The 15,438-nt window shown below is 39.6% G+C and carries 15 protein-coding genes; 3 read left to right on the forward strand and 12 right to left on the reverse strand.

Features of this window, described 5'->3' with window-relative positions; genetic code table 11:
- Positions 1 to 9: 9 nt before the first annotated feature.
- From DPO_RS16980 to DPO_RS17025, 10 genes are all read right to left on the reverse strand, one after another.
- Positions 10 to 210, reverse strand: coding sequence for a hypothetical protein (locus DPO_RS16980; protein WP_006967508.1), 201 nt, complete (start codon positions 208 to 210; stop codon positions 10 to 12).
- 28 nt (positions 211 to 238) lie between these two features.
- Positions 239 to 775, reverse strand: a complete 537-nt coding sequence (locus DPO_RS16985) for a hypothetical protein (RefSeq protein WP_006967511.1) — start codon at positions 773 to 775, stop codon at positions 239 to 241.
- A gap of 43 nt (positions 776 to 818) precedes the next feature.
- Positions 819 to 2,339, reverse strand: a complete 1,521-nt coding sequence (locus tag DPO_RS16990; RefSeq protein ID WP_006967512.1) for an ATP-binding protein — start codon at positions 2,337 to 2,339, stop codon at positions 819 to 821.
- Positions 2,336 to 2,908 carry a hypothetical protein gene (locus DPO_RS16995; RefSeq protein WP_152427720.1) on the reverse strand — a complete coding sequence of 191 codons (573 nt, stop codon included), beginning with the start codon at positions 2,906 to 2,908 and terminating at the stop codon, positions 2,336 to 2,338. Before DPO_RS16995 ends, DPO_RS16990 begins: the two co-directional genes overlap by 4 nt.
- A 70-nt stretch (positions 2,909 to 2,978) precedes the next feature.
- Positions 2,979 to 3,311 (reverse strand): DUF2958 domain-containing protein, encoded by a 333-nt coding sequence (locus DPO_RS17000; protein ID WP_006967514.1) that lies wholly within the window; start codon positions 3,309 to 3,311, stop codon positions 2,979 to 2,981.
- A 13-nt stretch (positions 3,312 to 3,324) separates the two neighbouring features.
- Positions 3,325 to 3,822, reverse strand: a complete 498-nt coding sequence (locus tag DPO_RS17005) for a J domain-containing protein (RefSeq protein WP_006967515.1) — start codon at positions 3,820 to 3,822, stop codon at positions 3,325 to 3,327.
- 329 nt (positions 3,823 to 4,151) lie between these two features.
- Positions 4,152 to 4,829: a tyrosine-type recombinase/integrase gene (locus DPO_RS17010; protein ID WP_006967516.1), complete on the reverse strand. Its 678-nt coding sequence runs from the start codon at positions 4,827 to 4,829 to the stop codon at positions 4,152 to 4,154.
- A gap of 322 nt (positions 4,830 to 5,151) precedes the next feature.
- A complete protein-coding gene (locus DPO_RS17015) occupies positions 5,152 to 5,841 on the reverse strand; it encodes a CPBP family intramembrane glutamic endopeptidase (RefSeq protein ID WP_006967517.1) in 690 nt (229 codons plus the stop codon).
- Positions 5,842 to 5,999: 158 nt separating this feature from the next.
- Positions 6,000 to 7,610, reverse strand: coding sequence for a PDC sensor domain-containing protein (locus DPO_RS17020; protein WP_040012028.1), 1,611 nt, complete (start codon positions 7,608 to 7,610; stop codon positions 6,000 to 6,002).
- A gap of 46 nt (positions 7,611 to 7,656) precedes the next feature.
- On the reverse strand, positions 7,657 to 8,820 hold the full coding sequence (locus tag DPO_RS17025) for an IS4 family transposase (RefSeq protein ID WP_006965469.1): 1,164 nt from the start codon (positions 8,818 to 8,820) through the stop codon (positions 7,657 to 7,659).
- A gap of 773 nt (positions 8,821 to 9,593) precedes the next feature.
- Here DPO_RS17025 and DPO_RS17030 point away from each other — a divergent pair.
- Positions 9,594 to 10,271 (forward strand): tyrosine-type recombinase/integrase, encoded by a 678-nt coding sequence (locus DPO_RS17030; protein ID WP_006965470.1) that lies wholly within the window; start codon positions 9,594 to 9,596, stop codon positions 10,269 to 10,271.
- A 255-nt stretch (positions 10,272 to 10,526) separates the two neighbouring features.
- Here the strand turns inward: DPO_RS17030 and DPO_RS17035 are convergent, their stop codons facing one another.
- Positions 10,527 to 11,336, reverse strand: a complete 810-nt coding sequence (locus tag DPO_RS17035) for a helix-turn-helix domain-containing protein (protein WP_006965471.1) — start codon at positions 11,334 to 11,336, stop codon at positions 10,527 to 10,529.
- 92 nt (positions 11,337 to 11,428) lie between these two features.
- On the opposite strand from DPO_RS17035, the gene DPO_RS17040 reads away from it, so the two are divergent.
- Positions 11,429 to 11,773 carry a hypothetical protein gene (locus DPO_RS17040; protein WP_006965472.1) on the forward strand — a complete coding sequence of 115 codons (345 nt, stop codon included), beginning with the start codon at positions 11,429 to 11,431 and terminating at the stop codon, positions 11,771 to 11,773.
- Between the two features lie 608 nt (positions 11,774 to 12,381).
- Positions 12,382 to 12,849 (forward strand): YbaK/EbsC family protein, encoded by a 468-nt coding sequence (locus DPO_RS17045; protein WP_006965473.1) that lies wholly within the window; start codon positions 12,382 to 12,384, stop codon positions 12,847 to 12,849.
- 1,441 nt (positions 12,850 to 14,290) lie between these two features.
- On the opposite strand, the gene DPO_RS17050 is transcribed toward DPO_RS17045, so the two are convergent.
- The gene (locus DPO_RS17050; protein WP_006965474.1) at positions 14,291 to 15,322 is read right to left on the reverse strand and encodes a hypothetical protein; all 1,032 of its coding nucleotides are present in this window, start codon (positions 15,320 to 15,322) and stop codon (positions 14,291 to 14,293) included.
- Positions 15,323 to 15,438 lie beyond the last annotated feature (116 nt).

The following is a 15,438-nucleotide window of genomic DNA, read 5'->3' on the forward strand; positions in this document are numbered from 1 at the left end:
AAATCAAAATCAAGTAACATGAACATAGTCCATGGTCACGGACAGTAGATTGTCATAATCTCCTGCCATGGCTTCTTCCATATATTTTGAAACATACTCCTTATCCGCACCGGCTTTCAGAAGAGCTTTTTTTACACTACCAAGGATTGCGAAGGCATTGCCATCCTTGCCAATGAGTTTTACTGTAGGTTTGAATGCGGGTTCGATCATATTTATTCTCCTTATTTTAAGACAAAATTCAAAAAATATAATCCAAATCATTAAGTGTGGTTTGAGCGTTCATGGCGACAGACTCGTCATGGTCGTGTGCAAGGATATTCAAATAGTTTATCGGTATATCGCATCCTGATAGATCATACCGGATCAAAGGGTCTTGATGCTGGATAAGCTGCTCAATTATATACTTCATGTCGCAACAGCCAAATTCATTTACGAGTTGATCGAGCTCCATTACAATTCTTTTCAGCAACCTGATAGATCCAAGTTCAATCAACCGGGTTAATTCAGATTTGTTGAGGCAGGCCTTTCCAATATCAGTTTTCAAAATTTGACAGAGGACCATAATGGAAGTGTCTTTTAAAAGAATTTCAGCTGTTTCGGCCATAAGGTGTTCTTTGCAAGCCACCGCTGTCCGCACCTCCGATGATTTTGATAATGCGAGTTCATGGAATATCAAAGCATTTTCTTCGCAGTCTGGAAGGATGTCCGCGATCAGCTCTAATTCTTTAAACCCTAATTTTGTTGAAATACCGTTCACGATAAACATTGATTTCATGTGTCCTCCTCGTTGTAGTATGTTCATGGTTTCATGCATTGAATCAAAACTTAACGCCGTGTTTCCTGGTGACCTTAGTATTTTTCCGATAAATATCATCGGTCACGATACGTTCCATGACAACAGCTTTGATAATCTGCATAAGGCTGCATTTAAATGATTCATTATGGTAAGGGTGGCCGATGTAGTGTGTTAATTCTTCAGCCGCAGACAAAATAAATTCAACGATACATTCATGCCAGTCCATTTCGATAAAAGGTGCCGGGTTATACAATATATAGCCGTCGCGGCACTCAGCTAAAATTGATGGGTTGCTGCTCATCAACAAACCAAATCCATAATTTTTTTCGATTCCGCTTAAATTAGCAACTTCATCAACCACGATTTTCCAAATCCAAGTCATTTTTAGTGTATCGACTTGATACATATCCCATACCAAATCAGAATTAATGGCCTTATCCGTGACAATGATAAAACCTTCCGGGAACACTTTGTTATACCAGGACAAGCATTCATCAAACAGCTTGGTATGGTTGACCGTTTTTGATGAAACCAATGCAGTTTTAATTTTCTGAAAATTGTGTCCCAAAATTGATTCTGTGGTTAGATAATCGCCATTCAATAATTCTGCGATTTCCTTTGGCGTTAGCATTGTAATATCCTTATCATTTGCCATTGCCAATTCCGCCAGTTTTTTAAAGCCGTCTTTACCTACCTGTTTTTTAATATCACTCACCACATTTGCCGATCGTAAGGCACTGACCTGGATGACGGTCTCTTTTTTCAAGTTGGTGCTTTCAGAATCAATGGCGACTTTGCCGATCATGCGTGTGAATTTATCTTGAAATTCTCCAACGAAAGAATCGCGGTTAGAGGTGAGGCAATCATAGGATGGCAGGGTGATATTAAACACATAACATTTATCAAGCACAGAATAGCAGGAGAACATATATAGGCCATGAGATTGAACAATCACTTTGCCGGTATCACGATATCCGTCAACTATATAGAGGTCTCCTAATCCATCAATATTGAAGATTTTATCACCATATTCAATTCCGGTTTCAGACAATGCCAGATCATTATAAGTGACCGTTATGCGATCATTGATACTACATATATCGAGGTAATCTTTGATTAATAATTTAACATTTCCCAACCGGTCTCCAACTCTTATTCTGCTGGTGGTGCCGTGCTGATGTTCAATATCCCTGATTTCATATTGAGGGCCGCTGCCAGTGATAGCATATGTTTTCGACCAGACTTCCCAGTTTTTCCAGGCAAAGTAGAGGATTTCCTTGGCTTTACCAATACCACCAACAGAACAACCGGTCTTACCGCTGCCACCTAAAGTCAATAATGCCGTTTCGATTGTATCCAATGACATCCCGCAGCCGTCATCCCTAATTTCAAGCCATTCTCCATCAAATGTGAAGTTAACCTGTTTGGAGCCAGCATCGACTGAATTTTGTATGAATTCTCGGATCAAGGCTGACCGCCAGTTGTAATAGTCTTTGACTGCCATTTTGAAAAAATAATCTGCTGGTATGGTTACACTTTTCATTCTCCCCTCTCTTGGATTATTGAAATGATTAATGTGTTTGTTGAAAAGAGTTTATAGGGCTTTTCGTTTGAAAATTCCTCATCATGCAAAATACACTTTTGAATCGAGATCCTTGCATTTTCTCCATCCGAATCGAATAACAACAGGCTTTTTTCGGTTATCTTCTTGATAATAGACCAGTGGCTATAATAGCCTGATTTTCCTTCAATCCCGTGTTCATATCCCAATATGATGGCTGAATAAGGGGGATTTAAAACAGTTCTCAGCTTATCAATGAACTCTTCTAAGTTAGCGGCTTTCTTCGACCACCAGGGTCTGTAAACTGTGCATGGCAATTCAAATTCATCAATGACATGACATAGGATTTTATTTAACCGGTCCCTATAGATTCCATACAAAGCGCCTGTTGCATCACCATATGTTTCGATGTAATAATCATATATGGTTTCAAACAAGATCGTTCTCCTTATGTTTGGGAATAGGAGTGAAACAACATTTGCAACTGAATAAAATCCGCATTGATTGTTATAATCCCCTTGTTGTGCCGGTCTTATTAATTTTTCAGTCAACGGGTATCGATTCCTGTTTAAATAAAAAATCAGTTATGAGGGCGTTAGGCATGCTCAGCTCAACCACCTATCAAAAAATCCCATTACGGCATTGAACAATCCGTTCAACTTCAGATGCTTTCTTGATTTCCCAATTTAAATCACAGTCGATTTCAACCCACCCATTTATCTTAATGCCCTGAAGTTCCCTGAAAGAAATGTAACCCCATTCAGCCATTTCATGGTCATTATTCAAAATGGCAAATCCCCAAAACAGATCATCCCCGTCAAATTCGGAAATATACCAGTCACACCCTCCGATAAAGAAGTGGAGGTGAATAACCTTATCGGGTATTGGTACGTCCTCAGTTGAATAAAGTTTTGGAATGGCATCTAATTGCGCTTTAGTAGGTGTATTCCACATAATATTCTCCTTTTTATGCTAACAGTGATTGATTGTCCTCAGTCTTGATTTCTTCTGATCCATGCAGATTTCTTATGTCATTCATGCTGAATTTTCTTTTTCCTCTTTTGCGATATACATCCTCATGATAGTACCAAGCCTTTTTATTGTCTGAAAACTTCATCTTCAGATCCTTTAACAGTGTTTTATGGTCGTAGGTGTTACCAGATACCCAAAGCCAGGAGCCAATAACTTCAATTTTAAGGCCTGGAATGGTTTTAATCTCATCAATGATATTCTGAATAGTTTCAGTTAATGGAGTTTGCTTTTGTGCTGTCCTTGCCTGTTCTCCTGTCCACCAAAATTCACATTTCATTAAAAAATCATAAGCAGAATTGACAAGCTTCATTACCTCAACGTCACCATTTTTGTCTGGGTGATGCTTTAAACATGCTGCCCGGTATGCTGTTTTTAGCCCGGCTTCTGTTTTTTCCGTTGGATTTAGTATTGAAAGTGCTTGTATAATGTTCATGTAAATTCCCTCCGGCCTTGTCAAGTTACCGCTTGGCAAAGGGCATTTTGTTCAAGATTGCCCAGGCGGTTAATACCCGCATAACGTACAAATGATCGTGAATTTCTTCCCATTGTAAATAATGATGTTGTTCCCAAGATTGCAGCCAAAAGTAACGTGGTGGCCGCAATCAAGTTTGAATTTTTTCCCTTGTAATGATTTGAGGAAATCCCTTAATTTCTCGGTATCTTTGTAATCTTTCACAATGCCCCCTTTCCTTTAAAATACGAAAGCCTTTGAAGAATTGTCTTTCAAAGGCTTTTCCTAACCGGTACCGGCTAAAGTCGCTGTTACCAGAAGTTTCTGAGCTGTTCCTGAATGTCCTCCTTAGTAACATCAGCGTATATCTCCGTTGTTTGACTTGAAGCGTGTCCCAATTGTTTTTGTACAGCCCTCAAGTCACGTTCTTGTTTGTAGAGCTGAACCGCATATGAATGGCGTAGAGAATGGACTGACTTGCCATTTTCGTACAACCCCAAGACTTTTAGATACTTTTTAACGATTTGTTGTACTGCCTGGGGGGTCCAAGGGCCTCTCTGACCTAAAAACACATGGTCATCAAAGCCAACCGGTTCATCCCGGTCTTTTTTCCACTTGATGAAAGTATTAAAGTGTTTTTTTAAGCTCTTCGGGATCTGAATGGTTCGGCTCCTTGATCCTTTGCCATTTCTAATAAAAAGTTCAATTTGTCCGTAACCTGTCTTGATGTCACCACAGCGAAGATTAGCGGCTTCACTGACTCGAACACCGGTTAAGGTAAGGATATCAATAACCAGCCATTCTCGAATTCCGGTGACTTGACCCTTCTTGACATCCAATAGCGCTTTGTTTTTTACTGTCTTCCTGATGAGCTTGATCTGCATGTTGTTAAAATATTTGATGGTATCCATGGATTTGACATTTGCACGCGGTTTGAATTTGTGTCGTGGCGTGGACAATGTTTGAGGGAAATTGAGAACGGCTTGCATAATTGATGTTACCTCCTTTCTGTCATTGGCATTAGTCCTAAGCAACAAAACGATAATGATCGTTGTTGTATGTTAATTATAACATATTTCATAAAATTTGTCAATAAGTATCTGAAATCATTGAATATTTATGAAAAAGGAGGCGTGTAAAAATATCAATAAACAACGTTGCTTAATTTGTTGAGAAATTAAATGCATACGAATTTTTCGGCTGGTTGAAGCTTATAAAATCCGATCCGAGATGTTTAAAAAATGGATGTAATTCTGGATGAGCAGCAAGGTGGCTGGCAGTTACCCATAGGGTAACGTTGGCACCGCACGATCAAAATAACTGAAAAATTGATTTGGGAATCACACCGGAAAAATCAATGAAGTTGACAAAAAAATGGGCCAGTATCATGGCGTATAGAGAACCAGTCCGCATGTAGGCGATCATGAGCACAGCTCCAATAAAACCGGTGATGAGGACGGTGGGAAGGCCCAGGCACCAGTGAGCCAACCCAAAGGCTGTAGATGACATGATAATGATCATACCCGGCGGCAGCGCCATTTGCCTGAAAACGGCATGAAGATAGCCTCTGAACACCAGTTCCTCGCATAGGGCAACCAGAGCAAGCCCCAGGGTGAGATCGATCCAGTCCCAAAAAGGTGAAGTTATGGCGGGCATGCCGCCTAAAGGAGGGTATCCGGGCAGGTCGGCTGTAAGGGTATAGGCATTCTGATCAATAAGGGTGCAGACCAGGGTCAGTCCAAGGGACCAGGCTATAAAGGTCATAATCCCTTGGGATTTAAATCCCAGTTCCTGGCGGGAGAACTGTCCGGTACTGATCAGCCAGGCCGCACCAGCGAGGGGCACAAGCTTGACCAGAACATAGTCAATCCCAAGCCACCACCGCCAGTCCTGGATGAAAATGGATGAAAAATCATTGATGTAAAATGGAAGGACCAGGAAAGTAAACCCGGCGGAAATCCTGACTGTGGAGGGGTGACTGGAATGAATTGGCTGTGTCATGGTCTATCGTACCTAATTATCCGACGTTATGATTGCAAATGGCAGCCATATCCTACCCCCTCAGTTGAATGACCATATCAGCTTTTGAATAGTTTCGGTATCCATGATTTTTCACGGCCGTGAATATTTTCGTTTTGGATAATTTATCACAACTTCTATCAATCATCATAAATATCAAAATCAGGATAGAGTTTTTTAGCACACTCAGGACAGATACCATGGCTGAAATCAGCTTCAGAGCGTTCACAGATATATGACTCAATTTGATTCCAGTATCCTTTGTCATCTCGGATTTTTTTACAATGTGCACAGATGGGTAACAATCCGCTTAACTTTTTCACTTGCTGTAAGCTTTTCTGAAGTTGCGAAATCAGCTTTTCTTTTTCCTGTTCAATTTGCCTACGTTCTTTGATTTGAACAATCAAATCCTCGTTTGTGCGTGATAATTCTATTGTGCGTTGCTCAACTTTTTGCTCGAGACTGTCAAAAGCCTCATTAAGGAGGCGTGTCATTGAATTATAAGATGCAGTAAGTTGATAAACTTCTTTAAAACGTGAATCATTTTTAATCGTCCCCCATTTGCCAGGAATAAATGCTGTTATGTCTTTATTGAGGTTAATAATTGGGCGTGTAATGAATCGTGTGACAAAGAATCCGATTGATAAAGCACACATCAAGATAAATAAGCTTGCCCAAATGGTGGTCTGCATACTGGCCTTCACAGGCGCAAGAATTTTTTCTACCGGTGTAACAATCACACCCAACCAATCTATACCGCCTTCAAGAGCAAATGGAAACACATTTAGAATATAGTTTTCTTTTTCTATTTTGATTGTTTCATTTAGATTAATCGTTATTTGTTTAAAATCGGAAAAGCGTCTTAGCAAGTAGTCAGTCGATTGTTGAATCAATATGTTGGTTACTTCTTTTGCCTTTACCCTTTCAAGTTTTGTACTTTTTCCATTCTTATCATTGATTATTAGGGGTTCGGCGGTCGAGGTTGCAATCAGCATTCCGGACCGATCAATAATATAAATTTGTTCGGAATAAATTTTTTTAAATGTTCTTAAATAATCGCTAATAGAATCAAGTGTAAGGGCCGACATGAGCACACCCTTAGTTTCACTTTCATTGTAGACAGGAAGTACCGCAGAAATACCAATATTTGTTTGAGAAGCCCAGATATAAACGGGGCTCCATGACGGACCTTTAGCTTCAATAGCGGATTTATACCATGACCGGTTTTGCGGAAAATAATTTTCTACAGTTTGCTCAAGCGATTTTAGGGTGCCATGTTTGTCTGCCAGATAAACGTAATAATTCTTATCTTTAGTTTTGTCTGCAATCGTAAAGTTGAAGACTTCTTGACTGCGCTTGCCCACACCTATAAAGTCTCCGAACTCTGATCCGAACGCAACGGCTCTTATCATATCAAAAGATTTTACAATGTTCAGAAAAGGAATTTTAAATTCAGTCAGATTCCTGAAATTTATTAGGTTGGTGTTTATATATTCTGCATTCATTCTATTTATGGCATGTGATTTTGCTAAAGTGTTTTTCAATTCACGACTGATGCTTAATTGATTTGAATCAATAACATTAGAGGCCAACTGTTTTGCTGCCTTCTGGCCGAAATTAAAGTAGTAATATCCAATTATTGATGAGGTCATCAAAACAAGAGCGGAGATAATAATTAACAAAGTTGGTCTGATCGAGAGATACGCGTGTTGGTTAAGGTTAGTTTCCATTTTGTGAATATGTTGAGTCATCTTTGATTTTTTCTTAAATTATTCAAAAAACATCAGTGATGTCCGGTTAGGTTTTTGCAAGTGATGGTTTGTATTGTTCTTTGAAAATTTGGTTCTCGATTTTATCGATTTCATCCTGGCTATTGAATAGTTCATTCAAAATGATGGTCCGAAGCTCACGAACTCTTTTGATGGAAACCTCTTCATTGAATTGTTCACGACAATAGATTGCCATCAGCAGGTAGGTGATCAAGCCACCAAGTATCTGAACCATGAGGCCATACTTGCTTCTGGCAATCAGGTGATACACCTTCAAATGCTTTTTCCACCATTTGAAAAATGATTCAATCGTCCATCTGAGCTTGTACACAGTGGCTATCTGATCTGCTGTCAGGTCATGTCTATCGGTAGCTACGTAATAATTGATTCCGGCTATCTGGTACCCTACAACCCGGACCGGTTTGGTAGTTTGATTTTGACCGGGAGTCCCGAGAAGAACTACGGAATCATAAAAAACATGACTTCCAGCTTCCACTGCATTTTCTTTAAGAACGGTTCTCGTTGTTTTGGTTTTGATACGGCAGACAAAGTGTTTACCCTCTTTTTGAAGCAGATCAAAATCATGATGAGATTGATATCCCCTGTCCATAACACCGGTTTGGCCTTTTGATAGGATCTTGCTTACAAAGGGACGTTCTCCACCATTACCATCGGTCAGGAAAATTTTGCTGGGGATGCCACGGTTGATGTCAAAGCCACAGTGTGCTTTTGCCTTTTTGGACCCTTTCCTGTAATCGGCCCAGTACATTGAAAGAACGGCACTGATCAGGCTTCCATCGATGGATATTAATTCTCCCAATTTTTGAAATTGCATTGGAATTGCGTTTGCAGCCTGTTTATAGAGGTTTTCAAACATGAATTGCAATTGTTCAAGACCGCGCCCGTTTATGATTTCTGAAAAACTGCTTCTGCTAATACCCCCCTCCGGTGCAATATTCTGTCTCGCAAAATCATTTTCTTTCATGTCCTGAAGAAGATGTCGGGCAGAATCATGTTCCTGAAGGTGAAAGTATACCAGGGCTCTTAATTGTTGTTCAAAATTCATTTTTAACGGGCGGTCTCCTCTTGAGGATAATAACGGGACAAGCGGCAACAATCTTAACAGCGGGGCAATGAAAATGTCAAAGGTCGAGGACGTAATTTTTTGTTTTGGGGTCGAAATTTTGATCAATTTGTAACTCCTTGAAATTATAGTAAATAATAATTTCAAGGAGCGAAAAAATATTTTTTTGATTTGTCAACTAAAAAATGACTTTTATGGGAAAAAATTTGGTTGCGGACTTATGCAAAAACCTAACCGGACATCACTGAAAAAACATAGAAAATTAACTATACAGATGGTTATCATTGAGGTCAGATTTTTTCACCAAGGATACATCGTCGGATACCATCGACACTCATTTTTTTGTGGATACTGACTAGATTACACAAACACAAGCAAAAAAACAATAATCCACAATAAATAAAGCAAATCAAACCCCACAATCATGGTATAAAACTTCAAGCTCCCGCCTTTGTAACACATTCTCCTTAATTTGGATAGAATATCCCATGACAGTCTCCTCAATGCCCCATTTTAATTTTCAATTGAGGCGGCATCTATCTTGACATAGGGGGTCCTTACCATATTTGGGCCTGACAACAGTCAACCATCTTGCAACTTCCAGAAATCTGTTTCCATTCGTTTTATTTTATTCAGTATTTTTGGTATCCTTAAATTTAGTTTGCTGATTTGACATGCACGTCAGGTCCTTTTCACAAAATACAATAAAAGGAGGTCCGTCATGAAGATCACCCATTGCACCACCCACTTTTTCAATTACCAGCGTATGAACGTGAAAAAAAAATACGTTGCGCAATTATGAGTTCATCCTCGGCAGTTTCCTAAAACATTTTGGTGACTTAAATCTTTCCGCCATCTCATCCGAAGACATTCTTGCTTTCATGTCAACGGTTACAGATGGCAACAGCCAGAACACCAAAAAACTCCGTTTCACCCTCATATCTGCTTTTTTTAATTTTGTCAAAAATTCCCTTGATCCTAAAATCACAAATCCATGTGACAATCCTGCACTGCGCAAACTTTTCAGGGCCGGAAAATTCACCCAATTCAAGATACTCGAAAAAGATGCGGTGGATGAGATCATTTTCAGAACCAGCAATCAACGGAACCGGCTGATGTTGGAACTTATGGCCAGAAGCGGTATGCGTGTCGGGGAAGTCCTGAAGCTAAGACCCATGGATATTGATGACCGTAAGGCCATCATTCGAGATCCCAAAAGCGGCAAAGAGGCTGAAGTTGTATTTCTGCCTCAAAAAGTTGCAGACCGGCTCCGAACTTATATTCGAGAAAAGGGGATTAACCCCGATGCCAGAATTTTTCCGCTGACATATGCAGCTGCCAGGCTGATTGTCAAAAAGGCCGGCAACCTTGTCGATATTCATGTCAGGCCTCATGATTTGCGCCGGCATGCAGCCACTTATGCATCACGCTCAGGCACACCCCTGGAAATTGTGTCAAAGGTACTGCTACGCCATTCGAATTTATCAACGACCCAGCGGTATCTGGGCAAAATCAGTGATGCTGAAGCCATGCGGTGGATTGACAACCTGCATGGTTGATTCCATTTATGGCCGGGCTGAAGTTTTTCTTTGGCCCGGTTATTTCAAAGAGCGTGTAACAAAATGAATGATTATATCGGTATTCTTGATTTTTCAGAGCCGTGAATACTCTCCTTTCGGATAATTATCAGCAACTCCGCCTCTACCCCACATTACATCTGCCAGTTCATACTTTTTGAAAATCAGATCTGGGCAGCAATAATAGACAAAGTACTCCCTGTTTTAGGGAGGCAAATATAACCCCCAAAAAAGGTCTTAAGAGATTTCTAAAGGAAACAATTCGGTGGTGTTTTTATCCACCGGGAAAAGAGACTCAATACGAAGTTCCTGGGTGGTTAGGTCAATCGGACTGCCCAGTGTTGTAATTGTGGTGAAAAAACTTGCCTGCATGGCATCTTTTTCAAAGGTCAAACTCAGTATCGGCAGGTTGTCGTCAACTTGAAAATCCATTAACGAACTGTCTTTGTCCAGTTCTTTTATCTCTTCATATAATGTGGATAGTTCAGCGTTTTGAGTCGAAACAGCTTCATCTAACAGGCGGTTTAGCATAAACTGTTTTATTCCAGGCCAATCTTTTATATACGGTCTCAAACCGTCTTCTGCGAATGTCAGATGATATATATTGTCGTATTTTGTTAGAACTTGTTTCCCCGCAAGGAATTCGATCATCTTCACATAGCCGGAATTCGCCATGAGAATCTTATAGGCGGAGTTGATCACAAATGCTGGATAAGGCTCATGCTTTTCCAGCATACGTTTTAAGGCATGCCTGACAATTTCAAGTTTTTGTCCATTGAATGGCTCCTCGCTGAACATAGCGGCATATCCGGCGGCTTTTAAAAATGAATTACGATGCCTGAGTGGTAGTTTTAGTGCTTGGGCGATTTTTAAAACAAGGTTGTGGCTGGGCTTTGATCTTCCCGTTTCTACAAAGCTTAAATGTTTGGTGGACACTCCGACGTCGAGAGCCAGATCCATCTGACTGATCCTTTTCAACTTTCGCCAGAAACGTAACACTTCACCAATAGATGGATTTTTTTCATTACTTATTTTCAAAAATTGCATTTTTTTACCTCAGAGGTAATAGACTTATTTACCTGTTCAAGGTTAATATATTCTAAACTAAAATTCAAATAATTTTAAAAGGGGAGCTTAAAATGAATGCATTTAGATTGTTGATGGTTGTTTTTATTGTGGGAGTCCTTGCCTACACAGGTATTGTTATCTCGAATCATGGTTGGAATCTGCTACCAATTTTCTTTGGAGATATTGCTGCAATGACATGGCCAGGGCAGTTCAATTTTGATTTTATGTGCTTTTTGATTCTATCCGGTTTATGGCTCACATGGCGGCATAACTTTTCTGCCGCTGGGTTTTCTTTGGGAATTTTAGGCCTTTTCGGCGGAATAATGTTTCTTGCTCCTTATCTCCTAATTATGAGTTTCAGGGTAAACGGTGATATAAAGACACTCTTTATGGGAAAAGGTAGATGGATTGACTAATAGGCCAAAGTTTATAAACGAATTATCATAAAACAATCCCACATCCGAAAATTAATAAACCGAAACCCAACAATCATGGTATAATTCTGGTGTTTGAAGATAAAATTATGGACCCATGATTTGATTTTCCAGTGCTCACTATTTGGTCTGGCTAACTGTTTCGAATTTTGCAACAATTCTTGACTGCATGAATACTCAACAATTATTCCGATATCATGGATTTCTTCAGAACTCAACAATCATTGTGCAATATAGCGTATCAAGAAGTAATGTAGTATCGACAACGGGCATCATGAAACCAACTTCAGATTAAAAAGACAGGTTGTTCCCAAGTCAGTTGTTTTAAATTCATTGAGCGCAGCCAAACACTGCATTCAAACCTGCTGCTGTTTAATATGCTTGAGGGTCTTTATGAAATGGTCACTACCACTTCTCATGTGAAAATTCATGGAGGGTAACGTTTTTTTTAGGAACAAAAGGATATTGGCAATGTTTTATCCTGGAGGTGGGGTTGGCCTTTTTATCCTTGTATGACCTCCACGATTCTATTATATCTTCAGTGACGCATGTTACGGACACCATAAGGATTGAAAATTAAAGGTCAGAAAATGTCATTGGAAGCCGTTAAGAAATATTTTGTAGAATTCAATATGGACCACCGTGTTATGGTTTTGGAACATTCTACCGCCACAGTTGAAGAGGCTGCCAAGGCTCACGGCGTCGATCCTGATCAGATAGGAAAAACACTGTCGTTCAAAATTGACGAGAAACCCATCCTAATTGTCGTTGCTGGCAAGGCAAAGGTTGATAATAAAAAGTACAAGGGGCAGTTCTCAAAGAAAGCCAAAATGCTCAATAAAGATGAAGCCCTTGAGTACACAGGGCATGCAGTTGGTGGCGTTTGCCCTTTTGGATTGAAGAACCCAATTGATGTTTACCTGGATGTGTCATTGAAAAAGCATACAGAAGTCATCCCGGCTGCCGGTGACAGCAACTCTTCTATACGTTTGACCATAGACGAGCTGGAAAAGTATTCAAATTTTAAAAAATGGGTGGACGTCTGTAAGTATGATTAGATTTACAGGGTTATGACCGCTGCCGTTCAATCGTAAATGCAGGTGCAATATCTGTCATTTTCCATAAAATCATTATCCAATGAGTTTCAGGGCTTGAACTCTTTTCCCGCCAAGGTTTTTTCCAGGAATCGGATTTGAGGGCCTGATTGACAAACCAACCAAACCAGGACTGCTCCCAATGAACTGTCTGACGAAATAAGGCCTGCAATAGCACTTTCTTTGGAATAACCGGCCTATGAGCAACAGAAAAACTGAATATCAACTGGCCCTGGGACGTCAGCGTTTGCCTCTATATCCGTAAAGTCTGGGTACATTCCCCAAATTTTTGCCAGTTTGTGGCAAGGTCAGTCTCAGTTGTCCGAATTTGTGTATGGTGATTATCCCGCTGTGTTCCCATTATATCCGGTAAGGCTTTTTTGATCACCACACAAACGGGGTTTGTGGTCCCCAATAAGGCAAGTCCTTCCATTGTCAAATCAATGTGTTTGGGAAGACCTCAACTTTTCCACTCAGGGATTGGTTTTCCCGTATACAAGAAAAGGATCGATGGCGGTAGTTTAAGATGAAGATTAACCGCATTTCAAAGTTTATAGTAAATGGTAAAAGCAGCACTACGGTGTTTTACCAAATTGATAGAGCTCTCAGCCCTGTTAAATGGGCGTTTTGAGGAAAACTCACCTCTTTTTCAATCACAACTATGGGCGCATATGATGTAGTATCTGCTGTGTGGTATTTCGGTACGGCGGAGAGCGGATCAGTCTACAGGGCTGTTTGGTAGAGAGGTGCCGTGCTTTGTGTGATCAGTGATCCGCAGTGCCTTAGATGTGGGGTTTGGGTTGATGCGTGGGTCGGCTTTCACATATGGGAGTGAAGATAGGGTGCTCACACTTGATTGTATGGTTTGAAGGGTTAGGCAGAGAAACTCTGATATTAACTATAGTAACAAGGGGGCGCTCAATCATGCGCTTTAACCTTTGAAAACCCCACTTTACGTGTCCTTTTCATCAAGTATCGAGTCCAACGGGGGGTATCACCTAGTTGATGGGCTTTTTCCCGGTGTTCTCAGGTAAAGTTTCGTGCAGTGTAGATATTCGGTCTCATCAGCAGCTTAAAGTCTATACGATTTAGTTTAAATGGCAAGGTTTCTATCTTTAGAGCGGTGGTTCTCTCCCAAGCCGTAGGACCTTAAAGAACTATTAATAGTGGCTGTTAACTTAGCGGACCAGGCGTAATGATAATTCAGGGGTAATCTTTTTCCTTCTGTAGAGAAGACGGTTCAGGGCATACTAAAGATATAACTGGCTATAAGTTTGGGGGGCTATAGTGGTTGACATAAAATAATTCAGCCAATATGTTGAGTTAATGGCTATAAATGCTCTGAAAAACCTATAAATATAGAGTTTGAGTGATTATGATGATGATAATGTATATATTATATATATTATATATCATCACGGTTGACGTCAATTAATTCCAATCTTTTTGTTTTTTGTATCCATGTTTTATCAAAAGATTCAACCGATTTAACTATCCTTTTTTTAAGAGAATTTAATTCCGTGTTTTCTTCAATAAGTCGAGAGGAGTTGGTTATAAATGTATTTTTAGCATTAAAATATTCTTCTTGAAAACATTCATAATTGCCATTGGCATCTGTTGTTGAATACTCTTCGTAAAATTTGGGTAAATCCTTATGGCTTTTAAAACATTTAAAATTAAAATGGCTTCTCTGGCTATTTTGAAATCCTAACATTTTTGTGAACTTTGGGCTATTGAATAACTCCTCTATGGTTGCTGTATTTTTGGTTTTCAACTTTTTTCTTTTAGCTGTGATTTCAATTCGAACACGATCACAATCTAAATGTTTCCAACGTTTTCTCCTTTTCACGGCTGTTTGATTGTTTGGCCCATCAGGCCCTCGTTCATACACTTTAGCTGCCCAAATACGACTTTTATAATTTATTTCAAATACCGCATTGGTTGATCTATTAAGGTCCAACAAAGAATACCTGCCTCCGGACATTGAAGTCGATTTAGCATAAGGGAAAAACAGATGTCTTCTCAAGATATAAAACAAATATGCCACCTCTTCATGATTATTACAAAACAAATCAATTGTATATTCAAGCTGTGAAACCCGTAAATGCGGTAATTTTTGATATAAATCTTTCACGGTACTGTGACATAAAGTTTTTCCATAAATTTCCAGATAAGTTTTTGGCACCCCAGGCTTCTGGTTGTTGAAAAATAATTTAAAAAGTTGCTTCTTGGTGTTGCGTATGGCGGCACGCTCATAATTTTTGTTATAATTATTATCGGTAATTTTAAAATTACCGAGAGCTTTACGCACTTCATTGAAAGAATAATCTGAGGAAAATTTCCCGGTATGAATATGTGCCTTGATTTTATGGATATTTCTCAACACTCTTGAGATTAGACGTCTCTCTCCATTTTTAGAATACTCATAGCGAATCATATTTTTAATCTCATTAAGATGTTAATCCACAAGGAAAGTTGGAAAGATGGTACGCCATGCAAACCTGCTCGGTCAAGCGATAGTATTTTTAAATACGTAGTTGACTGCATTGATAG

The sequence above is a fragment of the Desulfotignum phosphitoxidans DSM 13687 genome (assembly GCF_000350545.1).
Taxonomy (GTDB): Bacteria; Desulfobacterota; Desulfobacteria; order Desulfobacterales; family Desulfobacteraceae; genus Desulfotignum; species Desulfotignum phosphitoxidans.

Bases quoted from the DNA above. Each gene is read 5' to 3' on its own strand.
- DPO_RS17030 (WP_006965470.1), top strand. From the start codon at position 9,594: ATGTCAACGGTTACAGATGGCAACAGCCAGAACACCAAAAAACTCCGT.
- DPO_RS16980 (WP_006967508.1), bottom strand. From the start codon at position 210: ATGATCGAACCCGCATTCAAACCTACAGTAAAACTCATTGGCAAGGAT.
- DPO_RS17040 (WP_006965472.1), top strand. From the start codon at position 11,429: ATGAATGCATTTAGATTGTTGATGGTTGTTTTTATTGTGGGAGTCCTT.
- DPO_RS17000 (WP_006967514.1), bottom strand. From the start codon at position 3,311: ATGTGGAATACACCTACTAAAGCGCAATTAGATGCCATTCCAAAACTT.
- DPO_RS16985 (WP_006967511.1), bottom strand. From the start codon at position 775: ATGAAATCAATGTTTATCGTGAACGGTATTTCAACAAAATTAGGGTTT.
- DPO_RS17020 (WP_040012028.1), bottom strand. From the start codon at position 7,610: ATGACTCAACATATTCACAAAATGGAAACTAACCTTAACCAACACGCG.
- DPO_RS17015 (WP_006967517.1), bottom strand. From the start codon at position 5,841: ATGACACAGCCAATTCATTCCAGTCACCCCTCCACAGTCAGGATTTCC.
- DPO_RS17050 (WP_006965474.1), bottom strand. From the start codon at position 15,322: ATGATTCGCTATGAGTATTCTAAAAATGGAGAGAGACGTCTAATCTCA.
- DPO_RS17045 (WP_006965473.1), top strand. From the start codon at position 12,382: ATGTCATTGGAAGCCGTTAAGAAATATTTTGTAGAATTCAATATGGAC.
- DPO_RS17010 (WP_006967516.1), bottom strand. From the start codon at position 4,829: ATGCAAGCCGTTCTCAATTTCCCTCAAACATTGTCCACGCCACGACAC.
- DPO_RS16990 (WP_006967512.1), bottom strand. From the start codon at position 2,339: ATGAAAAGTGTAACCATACCAGCAGATTATTTTTTCAAAATGGCAGTC.
- DPO_RS17035 (WP_006965471.1), bottom strand. From the start codon at position 11,336: ATGCAATTTTTGAAAATAAGTAATGAAAAAAATCCATCTATTGGTGAA.
- DPO_RS17005 (WP_006967515.1), bottom strand. From the start codon at position 3,822: ATGAACATTATACAAGCACTTTCAATACTAAATCCAACGGAAAAAACA.